The sequence below is a fragment of the Streptomyces sp. NPDC088354 genome (genome assembly GCF_044753585.1).
GTDB lineage: Bacteria > Actinomycetota > Actinomycetes > Streptomycetales > Streptomycetaceae > Actinacidiphila.
Map to the genome: position 1 here is coordinate 42,736 of NZ_JBIVNJ010000019.1, position 13,721 is coordinate 56,456.

Annotated in this window: 9 protein-coding genes; 3 read left to right on the forward strand and 6 right to left on the reverse strand. The window is 74.6% G+C overall.

Annotated features, from left to right (window positions below; genetic code table 11):
* Positions 1-139: 139 nt before the first annotated feature.
* On the reverse strand, positions 140-2,326 hold the full coding sequence (locus ACIP98_RS25255; protein WP_319665068.1) for an ATP-dependent DNA helicase UvrD2: 2,187 nt from the start codon (positions 2,324-2,326) through the stop codon (positions 140-142).
* Between the two features lie 162 nt (positions 2,327-2,488).
* Between ACIP98_RS25255 and ACIP98_RS25260 the strand changes: the two genes are divergently transcribed.
* Positions 2,489-2,746: a glutaredoxin domain-containing protein gene (locus ACIP98_RS25260; protein ID WP_319665069.1), complete on the forward strand. Its 258-nt coding sequence runs from the start codon at positions 2,489-2,491 to the stop codon at positions 2,744-2,746.
* Positions 2,747-2,849: 103 nt separating this feature from the next.
* Here the strand turns inward: ACIP98_RS25260 and nudC are convergent, their stop codons facing one another.
* From nudC to ACIP98_RS25275, 3 genes are read right to left on the reverse strand one after another with little or no spacing between them, the layout of a single operon-like run.
* Positions 2,850-3,821 (reverse strand): NAD(+) diphosphatase, encoded by a 972-nt coding sequence (gene nudC, locus ACIP98_RS25265; RefSeq protein WP_401978044.1) that lies wholly within the window; start codon positions 3,819-3,821, stop codon positions 2,850-2,852.
* A 52-nt stretch (positions 3,822-3,873) separates the two neighbouring features.
* Positions 3,874-5,262: a dipeptidase gene (locus tag ACIP98_RS25270; RefSeq protein WP_401978046.1), complete on the reverse strand. Its 1,389-nt coding sequence runs from the start codon at positions 5,260-5,262 to the stop codon at positions 3,874-3,876.
* 10 nt (positions 5,263-5,272) lie between these two features.
* Positions 5,273-8,767: a UvrD-helicase domain-containing protein gene (locus ACIP98_RS25275; protein ID WP_401978047.1), complete on the reverse strand. Its 3,495-nt coding sequence runs from the start codon at positions 8,765-8,767 to the stop codon at positions 5,273-5,275.
* An 84-nt stretch (positions 8,768-8,851) separates the two neighbouring features.
* On the opposite strand from ACIP98_RS25275, the gene ACIP98_RS25280 reads away from it, so the two are divergent.
* A complete protein-coding gene (locus tag ACIP98_RS25280) occupies positions 8,852-9,160 on the forward strand; it encodes a type II toxin-antitoxin system Phd/YefM family antitoxin (protein WP_401978049.1) in 309 nt (102 codons plus the stop codon).
* Positions 9,157-9,540, forward strand: coding sequence for a PIN domain-containing protein (locus tag ACIP98_RS25285; RefSeq protein ID WP_401978051.1), 384 nt, complete (start codon positions 9,157-9,159; stop codon positions 9,538-9,540). Before ACIP98_RS25280 ends, ACIP98_RS25285 begins: the two co-directional genes overlap by 4 nt.
* 50 nt (positions 9,541-9,590) lie before the next feature.
* On the opposite strand, the gene ACIP98_RS25290 is transcribed toward ACIP98_RS25285, so the two are convergent.
* Together ACIP98_RS25290 and ACIP98_RS25295 are read right to left on the reverse strand one after the other, a co-directional pair.
* Positions 9,591-12,899 (reverse strand): ATP-dependent helicase, encoded by a 3,309-nt coding sequence (locus ACIP98_RS25290; protein ID WP_401978053.1) that lies wholly within the window; start codon positions 12,897-12,899, stop codon positions 9,591-9,593.
* Between the two features lie 222 nt (positions 12,900-13,121).
* Positions 13,122-13,502 carry an MGMT family protein gene (locus tag ACIP98_RS25295; protein WP_319665080.1) on the reverse strand — a complete coding sequence of 127 codons (381 nt, stop codon included), beginning with the start codon at positions 13,500-13,502 and terminating at the stop codon, positions 13,122-13,124.
* Positions 13,503-13,721 lie beyond the last annotated feature (219 nt).

The window sequence follows — 13,721 nt, forward strand, 5'->3', positions numbered from 1 at the left end:
CTCGGCGTCTCGTGGGGCTGGTCTGGACACGTCTTGCGGGGTTAGTACATCACGGATTCCACCGCTCCGGGAAGGTCCTCCACGAAGCCGCGTCGTCCGCGCTCACGCAGGCTATGGGGATTTCCTCGGGGCGCGCAAACTATTTTTCGGGGTCTTCTGCAACAGGTTCATCACCTGTCCCGGAGCCCGTGCACAGGGCGAGAACCTCGGCGCCGAACTTGTCCAGTTTGCGGGCCCCGACTCCGGAGATAACCGACAATTCGGCCTCCGTGGAGGGCCTTACCTCCGCGATGGCGAGCAGCGTCTTGTCGGTGAAGACGCAGTAGGCGGGCTGACCGAGCGCCTTGGCCTGCTCGACCCGCCACTCGCGCAGCCGCTCGTACAGCGCCTCGTCCATGTCGGAGGGGCAGTCCTCACAGCGCATCAGCTTGATCTCGCCGGCGTCGGAGAGCGTGCGCCCGCAGACCCGGCAGTGCACCGGCCCGCGTCGCCGCCGGCCGCCCGCGCCGCGTTCCACGCCGCCGCCGGCCGCCGGGCGGCCGCCCGCCCGTCCCCGGGCGGTCGTGCCCGGCCGCAGCCCGTCCAGGAAGCGCGAGGGCCGCCGGCCGCCGCGGCCGCCCGGCGAGCGGGACAGCGCCCAGGACAGCCCCAGGTGGAAGCGGGCACGGGTGACGCCGACGTAGAGCAGCCGGCGCTCCTCCTCCACCTGCTCGTCGGTCTTGGCGTAGGTGATCGGCATCGTGCCCTCGGTCAGGCCGACCAGGAACACCGCGTCCCACTCCAGGCCCTTGGCCGCGTGCAGCGAGGCCAGCGTGACGCCCTCCACGGTGGGAGCGTGCTGGGCGCCGGCCCGCTCGTCGAGTTCGGCGACGAAGTCCGCGAGGCCGGCGCCCTCGCGGGCGCGGGCGAAGTCCTCGGCGAGCCGCACGAGCGCCGCCAGCGACTCCCACCGGTCGCGGACCGCGCCGGAGCCCGCCGGGGGCTCGGGGGACCAGCCGCGGGTGCTCAGCACCGCCCTGACGTGAGAGGGCAGGTCCGCGTCCTCCAGGGGATCACTGGCCCGGGCCGCGCCGCGCAGCAGCATCCCCGCCTCGCGGACCTCCGGCCGCTCGAAGAAGCGCTCGGCGCCGCGCAGCTGGTAGGGCACCCCGGCGTCGGCGAGGGCCTGTTCGTAGACCTCGGACTGCGCGTTGACCCGGTAGAGCACGGCGATCTCGCTGGGCCGCACTCCGTCGTCGATCAGCTCCCGGATCCGCCGCGCGGCGCCCTCCGCCTCGGCCGGCTCGTCCGCGTACTCGGTGTAGGACGGCTCGGGGCCGGCCTCGCGCTGCGAGACCAGCTCCAGCCGGTGCTGGGCGGCCTGGCCGCGGGCCTGCGACAGCAGTCCGTTGGCCAGATGCACGACCTGCGGGGTGGAGCGGTAGTCGCGGACCAGCTTGACCACGGTGGCGTCGGGGTGCCGGGTGCGGAAGCCGAGCAGGAACTCGGGGGTGGCGCCGGTGAAGGAGTAGATGGTCTGCGAGGCGTCCCCGACCACGCAGACGCTGTCCCGGCCGCCGAGCCACAGGTCGAGCAGCCGCTGCTGCAGCGGGCTGACGTCCTGGTACTCGTCGACGACGAAGTGCTGGTACTGGGAGCGGACGGCCTCGGCGACGTCCGCACGGTCCTCCAGGACGCCGACCGTGAGCAGCAGCACGTCCTCGAAGTCGATGACCCCGCGGTCACGCTTGAGCTGCTCGTACGTGGTGTAGATCCGGGCGATCTCCGCGGCGTCGCGCGGCACCTCGCGGGCGGACTTGGCGGCGGCGGCCGGGTAGTCCTCCGGGACGGTCTGGGTGACCTTGGCCCACTCGATCTCGCCGGTGACGTCGCGCAGCTCGTTGCGGTCCAGCCGGATGCGGGAGCGTGCGCCGGCCTCGGCGACCAGCTGGATCTTGCGCTCGGCCAGCCGCGGCATCTCGCCCCCGATCGCGCGCGGCCAGAAGTACTGGAGCTGCCGCAGCGCCGCGGAGTGGAAGGTGCGCGCCTGCACGCCGCCCGCGCCCAGCTGCCGCAGCCGCCCGCGCATCTCACCGGCCGCCCGGGCGGTGAACGTGACCGCGAGGACGCTGGCGGGCTGCAGTATCCCGGCCCGCACCCCGTACGCGATCCGGTGCGTGATCGCGCGGGTCTTGCCCGTACCGGCGCCGGCCAGCACGCACACCGGGCCGTGCAGCGCGGTGGCGACCGCGCGCTGCTCGGGATCGAGCCCGGCGAGCACGGCGTCCGCGGAGTCCGGGACGGCGGAGAACTCCGGGAAGAGCGGGGAGTGGGTTGGAGCAGTCACCCCGCCATGCTGCCAGGTCCCGGGAGACACCCGGGAAAGTTATCCACAGCTGAGGTCCGATAGTCCCACCGGATGCGAATGCAAGGAATGCGCGACCCTGGGGTTGGCGTTCCCAGGAGGCTATCTTCACCGAGACCCCCAGCCCCTGAGGAGCGAACACCGATGTCCGGAACTGTGACGATGTACAGCACCACGTGGTGCGGCTACTGCCGCCGCCTGAAGGGCCAGCTCGACCGCGAGGGCATCCCCTTCAAGGAGATCAACATCGAGCAGGACCCGGAGTCGGCGAAGTTCGTCGAGACCGTGAACGGCGGGAACCAGCTGGTCCCGACGCTGCTGGTCACCCCGGAGAGCGGCGCCGAGCCGATCCCGCTGAGCAACCCGAGCCTCGCCCAGGTCAAGCAGGCCCTGGCGAGCTGAGGCCCCCGGGCCCGGTCGCGCGGTACCCCCGCGGCCGGGCCCGTCCGCTCAGCTCATCCGGCCGCGCCCACCACTGCGGCCACCACCCCGATCACGCCGGGGATCACTGCCGTACCGGCAACGGCTTGCCGTACCAGCGCTCCACGAGCCGGGCCGCGATGGAGATGCCGTGCGGCGGCAGCACCTCGCCGGTCTCCATCGCCTTGGCCAGCTCCTCGCGGGAGAACCAGCGCGCCTCGTGCAGTTCCTCGCCGTCCACCGTGATCTCCGACGACGAGGCCCAGGCCATGAAGCCCAGCATCAGGCTGGAGGGGAACGGCCACGGCTGGCTGGCGACGTACGACACACCGGCCACCGTCACCCCGGCCTCCTCCGCGACCTCGCGGACGACGGCCTGCTCCAGGGACTCCCCCGGCTCCACGAAGCCCGCCAGGGTCGAGAACCGGCCCTCCGGCCAGTGCACCTGGCGGCCGAGCAGCGCGCGGTCCTGGTCGTCGGTGACCAGCATGATCACCGCGGGGTCGGTGCGCGGATAGTGCTCGGCGCCGCAGGCCGGGCAGCGGCGGATGTGGCCGGCCGCGGCGACCACCGTGCGCTCGCCGCAGCGGGAGCAGAAGCGGTGCATCCGCTGCCAGTTCTCCAGCGCCACCGCGTGCACCATCAGCCCGGCGTCACGGTCGGAGAGCAGCGCGCCCACCTCGCGCAGTCCGGCCGGGCGGGCGACGTCGTCCATCCGGCCGGGGAGGCTGTCCTTCTGGAGCGCGAAGTAGCGCACGCCGTCCTCGTCGATGCCGAGGAAGTAGCGGTGCACCTCGCTCTCCGGGGCCTCGAAGGACGGCATCATGACCAGCTCGGTCCCGCCGTCCGGGGTGTCCTCGACCAGCACCTGGCCACCCGACACCACGAAGACCCGGGTCGTGGGGTGACTCCAGGCGGCCGCCAGCCACGCCTCGTCGAGGCGGTGCAGGGCGGCACGGTCGATGCCCGACCAACGGGCCAGGGGCGGGAGGGCCGCCGGTTCGGACACCGGGCCGGAGTTCTTCCCGGTGCCAGCATCGCCGGACGTACCAGGCATATCGGACAAAGCTGCTGTCAACTCCCCGTAGCGCGCGGATTCTTGCGGATGCTCACAGAGTCGCGAACTCGCTCCACAGGTACGCGGAGGTCTCCACGCCCTTCAGAAGCAGGTCGAGCTCGACCTTCTCGTTCACTGAATGCCAACCGTCGGACGGCACGGAAATTCCCAGGAAGAGAACGGGGGCACCGAGCACGTCCTGCAGGTCGGCCGCCGGTCCGGAACCACCCTCACGAGTGAACAGGATCTCCTTGCCGAAGGCCCGCCCCATGGCGCGCGTCAGCGCGCCCAGCGCCGGGTGGTCCAGAGGCGTCAGGCACGGGCGGGTGGCGCCCCAGAAGGTGATCTCGTGCCGGACGCCGTCCGGGACGCGCGCGGCGATCCAGTCGGCGACCAGTCGCTGCACCGTGTCGGTGTCCTGCCCGGCGACCAGCCGGAAGGACAGCTTGAGCTGGGCGGAGGCCGGCACGATCGTCTTGCCGCCGGGCCCCTGGTAGCCGCCGCCGATGCCGTTGACCTCGGCGGTCGGGCGGGCCCAGATCCGCTCCAGGGTGGAGTGGCCGGCCTCGCCGCCCGCCGCGTACGACCGGGCGGTGCGCAGCCAGCGCTTCTCGTCGAAGGGCAGCCGCGCGAACAGTTCGCGCTCCCGCCCGGTCAGCTCCACGACGCCGTCGTAGAAACCGGGGATCGCCACCCTCCCGTCCGCGTCGTGCAGTCCGGCGGCCAGCCGGGCCGCCTCGGTGGCCGGATTGGGGACGGCGCCTCCGAAGGAACCGGAGTGGATGTCCTGGTCGGGGCCGCGCAGGTCGACCTGGCAGTCGACGAGGCCGCGCATACCGGTGCAGACGGTCGGGGTGTCCTCGTCCCACATGCCGGTGTCGGAGACGATCACCGTGTCGCAGGCCAGCCGGTCGGCGTGGGCGCGCACCAGGTCGGCGAAGTGCGGCGAGCCGGCCTCCTCCTCGCCCTCGACCAGCAGCTTCAGGTGCACGGCGGGGGTGGTGCGGCCGGTGGCGGCCAGGTGGGCGCGGACACCGAGTGTGTGGAAGAACACCTGGCCCTTGTCGTCGGCGGCGCCGCGCGCGTACATCCGCCCGTCGCGGACCACGGGCTCGAAGGGGTCGCTGTCCCAGCCGTCCTCGCGGGCCGCGGGCTGCACGTCGTGGTGGCCGTAGACCAGCACCGTCGGCGCGTCCGGGTCGTCGCTGGGCCACTCGGCGAAGACCGCGGGCGCGCCCGCGGTCGGCCACACCTCGGCGACCGGGAACCCCGTCTCCCGCAGCTTCGCGGCCAGCCACCGGGCACTGCGCCCGACGTCCCCGGACCGCTCGGGATCGGCCGACACGGACGGGATGCGCAGCCACTCGGCGAGTGCGCCGAGAAAAGCCTCACGGTGGGTCGCGATGTACGTACGGACGGCGCTGTCCGGGGTGGTGCTCATGGCCTTCAGCCTATCGGGCGACGGCCCCGGAGCCCTCGTCGCCTCCGGGCTCCCCCAGCAGCAGTCGCTCCAGCGCCGCCCGGCCCGGCAGCGCGGGCGGACGGACCAGTTCGCCCGTGCGGACGTGGAGGAAGGCGGCAGTGATCCGTTCCGGCGGTACGCGGTGCTGCTCGGCCCAGGCGAGCCGGTAGACCGCGAGCTGCAGCGGGTCGGCGGAGCCCGTGCGGCCGGTCTTCCAGTCGACGATCTCGTAGCGGTCGCCGTCCCGGTAGACCGCGTCGATCCGGCCGCGGATCACCCGTCCGGCCAGGCTGAGCTGGAACGGCGCCTCGACGCGGAAGGGCGTGCGCTCGGCGTAGGGGGTGGCGAGGAAGGCCTCCTTGAGCGCGGCCAGGTCGCGCTCGTCGGCGATCTCGTCGTCGCCCTCGATGCCGGGCAGGTCCTCGGGGGCGATCAGCGGCAGTTCCTCGAACCGGGACTCCACCCAGGCGTGGAAGCGCGTGCCCCGGCGCGCGCCGGGCTGCGGCCGGCGTGGCATCGGACGGGCCAGCTCGCGGGCGAAGCCGTCGGGATCGGCGGCCAGGCGCAGCAGCTGGGACGCGGTCAGTGCGGGCGGCAGCGGCACGTCGCGCACGGCGGCGCGGGCCCGGCGCAGCTCGGCTGCGAGGGCGTCCAGGTCGCGGTCCCAGGAGGCGGCCAGCCGCGCCTCCTCCGGGAGCAGCGGCGCGCGGCCGCTGTGCTCGGGTCCGGGTCCGGGCTCGGGTCCGGTATCGAGTCCGGGTCCGAACTCGGGCCCGGGTCCGGGTCCGAACTCCGGCACGGCCTCCTGTCGGGGCACGGGCGCGGGCACCGGCCGCGGCCCGGGGACGGCGGGCCGTTCGGCGGGCCAGTCCTCCCAGTCGCCGGCCTCCTCCTCGGTCTCGTACGGTGGCTCCCCGACGTCGTACGGCGGCTCCTCGTCGTCGAAGGGCGGCTCCTCCTCCGGTGGCGGCCAGTCGGGGTCGACCGGTGCCGCGCCGGCGGGCGTCCGCCGCAGGGAGGCGCCCAGGTGGTCCAGCACACGACGGGCGGCCTCGCGGCGGCGCGCCAGGGCCTGCGGGTCCAGGGGCAGCGGCCAGGCGGGCTCGGTGCCGCGGCTGAGCGCCGGGTTGGCGGCGTCCTCCTCCGGCGGGTCGGCCCAGTGCTCGACCTCGCCGTGGCCGGCCTCGCAGTGGGTGCGCAGCGCGTCCAGGAAGGCGGAGGGCCCGAAGGGGCGCTTCTGCGTGGGACCCCACCAGTGGCCGGAGCCGAGCAGCAGGGAGCGGGGGCGGGTGAAGGTGACGTAGCCGAGCCGCAGTTCCTCCACGCGGTTGTGCTCGGCCATCGCCGTCTTGAAGGCGGCCAGACCCGCCCGCGACCACTCCTCCACGTCGGGGAGCGTGGCGGCGTCGCCGCGCAGGGCGTGCGGCAGCACCTTGGCGTTGGTGTGCCACAGCTCCCGGCCGCGCTCGCTCGGGAAGCCCTTGCGGACCAGGCCGGGGACGGCGACGACGTCCCACTCCAGGCCCTTGGACTTGTGGGCGGTGAGCACCTTGACCGTGTTCTCGCCGCCGGGCAGCGAGCTGTCCAGGCCCTTCTCGTACTGCGCCGCGGTGCGCAGGAAGGCGAGGAAGGCCTGCAGGGTCGCCTCGCCGTCCAGGGACGCGAAGCCGGCGGCGACGTCCAGGAAGGCGTGCAGCGTCTCGCGGCGCCGGGCGGCCAGGGCGTGCGGGGACGCGGAGAGCTCGACCTCCAGGCCGGTGACCGCCAGCACCCGGTGCAGCACATCCATCAGCGGGTCGGCCAGGGCGCGGCGCAGTTCCCGTATCTCGGTGGCCAGCCGCGCGAAGCGCACCCGCGCCTCGGGCGAGAAGGGCAGGCGGTCCTCGGGCTCGCCGTCGACGAAGGTCTCCAAGGCGTCGGCCAGCGAGATCACCTCGGCCGGGTCGACGCCCTCCACGGCGGCCGCCAGCCGGTCGGCGATCTCGCCGCGGCCCGGCACCAGCAGCCGCGCCCGCCTTCCCAGCAGCGCCAGGTCCCGGGCGCCGATGCGCCAGCGCGGCCCGGTCAGGAGCCGTACGAGGGCGGCGTTGGCGGTCGGGTCCTGCAGCACCTCGCAGACCGCGACCAGGTCGGCGACCTCCGGGAGGTCGAGCAGCCCCGACAGGCCGACGACCTCCACGGGCACGTCGCGGGCGACGAGCGCGGCATGGATGTCGGCGAAGTGTCCGGCCGCCCGGCACAGCACCGCGATCTCGCCCGGGGCGGTGCCCGTGCGGACCAGGTGGGCGATGGAGTCGGCGATCCAGTCGATCTCCTCCTCCTGCGTCGGCAGCAGCGCGCAGCGCACGACACCGTCCCGCTCGGCACCGGGGGCGGGCCGCAGGGCCTCGACGCCTTCGTGGCGTTCGCGCAGCTCGGTGGCGAGCTCATTGGCGAGGTCCAGCAGGCGGCCACCACTGCGCCGGTTCTCCGACAGCGACTGGCGGCGGGCCAGGGTGCCGTCGGCGTGCGCGAAGTGGCGGGGGAAGTCGTCGAGGTTGGCGACCGACGCCCCGCGCCAGCCGTAGATGGCTTGGCAGGGGTCGCCGACGGCGGTGACCGGGTGGCCGGTGCCGTCGCCGAACAGGCCGGAGAGCAGCAGGCCCTGCGCGACGGAGGTGTCCTGGTACTCGTCGAGCAGCACCACCGCGTACTGCTCGCGCAGAATGCGGCCGACCTCCGGCCGGGTGCGGGCGAGAGTCGCCGACAGCGCCATCTGGTCGCCGAAGTCGAGCAGGTCGCGCCTCTTCTTCTCGGCGCGGTAGGCGGCCGCGAGGCCGGTGAGGTCGGTACGGGCGCGGGCGGTCTCGGGAAGCCGGCGCAGGTCGGCGTTGGTGAGCCGGACCCCGTCGAGCTCGGCGAGCCACGCGCGGTCGTGCGCGAGAAGCCGCTCGGGCGGCACCAGGTGCTCCGCGAGCTCGCCCTCCAGCGCCAGCAGATCGCTGACCAGTCCCGGGATGCCCTTGGTGAGCGCGGGGAAGGGACCGGGCGCGGCGCGCAGCACCTTGGCGGCCAGCTGGTAGCGCGTCGCGTCGGCGAGCAGCCGCGCGGAGGGCTCCAGCCCGATGCGCAGCCCGTGCTCCTTCAGCAACTGCCCGGCGAAGGCGTGGTACGTGGAGATCTGCGGCTCGCCGGGGGCGTGGTCGGGGTCGCCCGGGTCCGGGTCGGTGACGCCGGCCCGGACCAGCGCCTTGCGCACACGTTCGGACAGCTCCCCCGCCGCCTTGTTGGTGAACGTCAGCCCCAGCACCTGCTCCGGCGCGACCTGCCCGGTACCGACCAGCCACACCACGCGGGCCGCCATGACCGTCGTCTTCCCCGACCCGGCGCCGGCCACGATCACCTGCGGCGCGAGCGGCGCGGTGATGCACGCCAGCTGCTCCGGGGTGAACGGGATGCCCAGCAGCTCCTTGAGCTGGTCGGGGCCGCTGATACGGGACGACACAAAGGGGAGGCTATCGGGCGCCACCGACAGCGGGCGGAGCCGCCGGGACTCCCGGCCGCCCTCCCTTTCGGTTCCGCCCTGGTGATGCAGAACACCACGTCCTACGCCACCACCATGGAGCGCATCCCGGTACGCGAGCCGGACCGGAACACCAGTGCCGTGCTCGCGCGGGTGCAGCACGGCGAAATCCTGGAAGTGACCGTGAGCGGAACCCCTGTGGCCCGCCTCGTGCCCATCACGGGCAGCCAGTCCCTGCTGGACCGCATGGTCGCCGAAGGGCGCGCCGCCGCACCCGCGGCCTCGGGTCCGATCCCGCTGCCTCCCGCGCTCGGCGATCCGGGAATCGACACGGCGGCCGCACTCGTCTCGATGCGCGACGAGGAGCGTTGGTGATCCACCTCGACTCGACGGCGATCGTCAAGATGGTCCGCCGGGAGCTGGGCACCGGGGAATCGGTCGGCTGGCTGAACAACCGCCCCGACGAACCCCTGGTGTCGTCGTCGCTCGTCGAGGTGGAGGTACCGCGCGCCCTACGTCGATCCGCCCCGCATGCACTCGCCGGCGTCCCCGGTCTGATCACCAGGCTCTACCGGTTCGAGATCGACGCGACGGTCCGTGCCACGGCCTCCGCCTCTGACGATCCGCTGCTCAGGTCACGTGATTCCGTCCATCTCGCGACGGCGCAACTCCTCGCCGGCCAGGCGGGCGCGGATCCGCTCGTGTTCGTCACCTACACCAGCGCCTGCTGGAGGCCGCCCAGGTCATCGGGCTGACAACCGAGGCACCGGGCGGCTGACCGCCTTTGGTCGCGTCGCCCCCGGCCTCAATCCACCACCTGCCGCCCCTCCGGGCGGGCGCTGCAGGCCGCCTTGAAGGCGCAGTTGTCGCAGTGCTGGCCGCTGGAGGGGGTGAAGCGCTCGTCCAGGACGCGGGCGGCGGCGTCGGCGAGCAGACCCTCGGCCCAGTCCCCGGACAGCGGCTCCTGGGACTGGACGGTGGGCTGCTGGTCCCCGCCGTCCCTGCGGGCGGCGCCGAGGCGCAGCTGCACGAGTTCGGCGCCGCCCGGGGCGGGCCGGGTGTCGTGGAAGAGCCCGTCGACCGCGCCCTCGCGCACGGCGAGCTGGTAGACGGCGAGCTGCGCGTGGTGCTCCACCTCGGCGGCGGTGGGCTTGCTCCTGCCGGTCTTGAAGTCGACGACGTAGGCATTGCCCTCGGCGTCCGTCTCGACCCGGTCCATGCTGCCGCGGATACGGACGGAGACCTCGCCGGTCTCCAGCGTGACGTCGAAGCCGTGCTCGGAGGCGACGGGGAGCCGGCCGCGCTCCATGACGTGCCAGTGCAGGAAGCGTTCCAGGGCGGCGCGGGCGTTCTCCTTCTCCTGCTGCGACTTCCAGGGCGCGTCGAAGGCGAGGGCGTTCCAGACCGAGTCCAGCCGCTCCATCAGGACGTCCAGGTCGGCCGGGGTGCGGCCGGAGGCCACCTCGTCGGCGAGGACGTGCAGGACGTTGCCGAAGCCCTGGGCGGCGGTGGCCGGGGGCTCGGCCTTCACCTCGCGGCCGAGGAACCACTGCAGGGCGCAGGTGTTGGCCAGCTGGTCCAGGGCGCTGCCCGACAGCGCCACCGGCTGGTCGCGGTCGCGCAGCGGGACCTCGGAGCGGGTCTGCTCGTACAGCCCCCACCAGCGCTCCGGATGAGCGGAGGGCACCAGGGGCTGGCCCGCGTCCTCCAGGGCGGCCAGCCGGGCCAGGCGCTCGGCGGCGGCCTCGCGCAGCGCCGGCGAGGCGGCCGGGTCCACGGTGGTGGCGCGCAGTTCGGCAACGAGCGGGGCGACGGCCAGGGGGCGCCGGGCGCGGTGGGTGACGTCCACCGGTTCGACGCCGAGCTCGCGCAGGAAGCGGGAGGGCTGATCACCGTCGTCGGCGGCGGCCTTCACGGCGGTGACCACGAGGCGGTCGCGGGCCCGGGTCGCGGCGACATAGAACAGCCGGCGCTCCTCGGTGAGCAGCGCCCCGGGTGTCAGCGGCTCGGCCAGGCCGTCCCGCCCGATGCGGTCGGCCTCCAGCAGGGAGCCGCGGCGGCGCAGGTCGGGCCAGAGCCCCTCCTGGACGCCCGCGACGACCACGAGCGGCCATTCCAGGCCCTTGGAGCGGTGTGCCGTCATCAGCCGTACGGCGTCCGGGCGGACGGCGCGGCGGGTCAGCACGTCGGCGGCGATGTCCTGGGCGGCCAGTTCCTCCAGGAAGTTCAGCGCGCCACGACCGCCGGTGCGCTCCTCGGCCCGCGCCGCGGTGTCGAACAGCGCGCAGACCGCGTCCAGGTCGCGGTCGGCGTTGCGGCCGGCCGCGCCGCCGCGCAGGGCGGCGCGTTCCAGCCGCCCCGGCCAGGGGGTGCCGTCCCAGAGCGCCCACAGGGCGTCCTCGGCGGTGCCGCCGTCCGCCAGCAGCTCGCGCGCGGCCCGCAGCAGCCCGCCCAGGCGCTGGGCGCCGCGCGCGTACGAGGGGTCGTGCGCGACGAGGCGCTCGGGCTCGGCGAGCGCCTCGGTGATCAGCTCGTCCGAGGGCCTGGGCACGGCCACACCGGCGGCCCGTTCCTCCTCGCGCAGGGCGCGGCCCAGGCGCCGCAGGTCGGCGGCGTCCATGCCGCCCAGCGGGGAGCCCAGCAGGGTCAGGGCGTCCTCCACGTCCAGCCGCGGCGGCTCGGACACGGCCGCCTGCGCGCACACGCTCAGGGCGAGCAGGAGCGGCGCCACGGCGGGCTCGTCGCGCAGCGGCAGGTCGTCGCCGTCGATGTCGACGGGGACGCCCGCGGAGGTGAGCGCCCGGCGCAGCGCGGGCAGCGAGCGGGAACCGGCGCGGACCAGGACGGCCATGTCCGACCAGCGCAGGCCGTCCTCCAGATGGGCGCGGCGCAGGACGTCGGCGATGCCGTCGAGCTCGGCGCCGGGCGTCGGGTAGGTGCGGACGGCCAGGGCGCCGCCGTCGCGGACCGGCGCCAGTTCGCGGTGGGCGCGGACGGCGGCGGCCGGCAGCCGGGTCAGCGGCATACGGGCGGTGAGCAGCCGGGTGGCGGCGAGCAGCCGCGCGCCGGAGCGCCGGGCGACGCCGAGGACGCGTACGTCGGCGGGGCGGCCGTCGCGGTGCCGGAAGGCGTCGGGGAAGCCGAGGATGCCGTTCACGTCGGCGCCGCGGAAGGCGTAGATGGACTGGTCCGGGTCGCCGAACGCCACCAGGGTCCGGCCGCCGCCGGCCAGCGCGTGCAGCAGCCGCACCTGGGCGGGGTCGGTGTCCTGGTACTCGTCCACGTACACGGCCTCGTAGGCCTCGGCGAGGTGCCGGGCGACCTCGGGCCGCCCGGCCAGGAGCACGGCGCGGTGCACGAGCTCGGCGTAGTCGATGACGCCCTGCAGGTCGAGGACGTCCAGGTACTCGGCGAGGAACCCGGCGGCCGCGGTCCAGTCCGGGCGGCCGGTGCGGCCCGCGAAGGCCGCCAGGGAGCGCGGCCCGAGGCCCAGTTCCCGGGTGCGGGCGAGCACGGCGCGGACCTCGTCGGCGAAGCCGCGCGTGGTCAGCGCGGCCCGCAGCTCGTCGGGCCAGCGCACGCGGCCCCGTCCGGCGCGCTCCAGGTCGGGCTCGCCGGCCAGCAGCTCGCGCACGGCGAGGTCCTGCTCGGGGCCGGACAGCAGGCGCAGGGGGTCGGCGAACAGCTCGGGGTCCTGGTGGGCCCGGACCAGGGCGTAGCAGAACGAGTGGAAGGTGGTCGCCGCCGGGGCCGCCGCGCTCCCCTGGCCTCCGGCACGGGGGACGCCGCCCATCCGGGCGGCCATGCGGTCGCGCAGCTCGCCGGCCGCCTTGCGGCCGAAGGTGAGCACGAGGACGCGCCCGGGGTCGGTGCCGCGCCGCACCCGTTCGGCGACGGACTCCACCAGGGTGGTCGTCTTGCCGGTGCCCGGTCCGGCGAGGACCAGCAGCGGTCCGCCCGTGTGCTCAACCACCGCGCGCTGCGAGGCGTCCAGTTCAGGGGGCGTCACCGGTTGCGGCGGGGTCCGTAGCAGTCGGTAGCCGCCCACGGGCCCGGCCGTCCCCCCGGAGCGCCGCGCGGCGGCGTCCGTCTGCCGAGTGAAGGAGGAGGTCACGTGGTTCGCCGGTTCCGTGTGCGTTCATGTGCTGTTGGTGTGCCGGGCCGGGAACGGCCGGGTGCCGACGCTACGCCACCGGCCGGCGGCGCCGTCGCGCGTCCCGCCCTTCCGGTACCGATGCGGGAGCCGCTTCCCGCCGCCCGCCGTACTCCTCACGGACGGCCGACCGCATCTTCGGCGCCCGGATGGCGGAAGCTGGAGGGTGTGAGGGTGCGCTGTTCAGTCCGTACCGCCGGGGCCGTCCGGGGCCGCCGTCCCGTCCCAGCGGGCCCTGCGCATGTCGAGACGGGGTATGTGCCCCTTCGCGGCCTGCGGGGCCGGACGCAGCGGGGTGCCCTCCTCGCGGTAGTGGGCCAGGGCGTCCAGCTCGTGGCCGGGCAGCAGGCCGCCGTCCGAGCGCACCACGCGCCACCACGGCACGGCGCCCCCGTACAGCGCCATCACGCGGCCGACCTGCCGGGGGCCGCCCTCCCCCAGCCACTCGGCCACGTCGCCGTAGGTCATGACCCTGCCCGCCGGAATGCCCTCGGCGGCCTCCAGCACACGCTCCGCGTAGGCGGGCAGCTCCGGGGGGCCGTCTGCCGTCTCCTCCTCGCTCATGCGTCACATCGTGCCCGAGGGCACCGACAGTCGCGGGACACGGGAGCGCGCGCGGGGGCGCTCATGGCGGCGAATTGCCCCCTCCTGCGCCCATGCGCGGGCGGCTCGTGCCACCATCATCCGGGCGGTGACTGGTGATACGAGATCAAAAAGAGACAGACGACAAGCACGACGTGAGCGGGAACGAAGCCGCTGGCGCGGTCGGCGCTGCCTCTGACG

Excerpts from the sequence above, each read along its gene's own strand:
- ACIP98_RS25295 (WP_319665080.1), bottom strand. The coding sequence starts at position 13,502 with ATGAGCGAGGAGGAGACGGCAGACGGCCCCCCGGAGCTGCCCGCCTAC.
- ACIP98_RS25280 (WP_401978049.1), top strand. The coding sequence starts at position 8,852 with ATGCAGAACACCACGTCCTACGCCACCACCATGGAGCGCATCCCGGTA.
- ACIP98_RS25270 (WP_401978046.1), bottom strand. The coding sequence starts at position 5,262 with ATGAGCACCACCCCGGACAGCGCCGTCCGTACGTACATCGCGACCCAC.
- ACIP98_RS25260 (WP_319665069.1), top strand. The coding sequence starts at position 2,489 with ATGTCCGGAACTGTGACGATGTACAGCACCACGTGGTGCGGCTACTGC.
- nudC (WP_401978044.1), bottom strand. The coding sequence starts at position 3,821 with ATGCCTGGTACGTCCGGCGATGCTGGCACCGGGAAGAACTCCGGCCCG.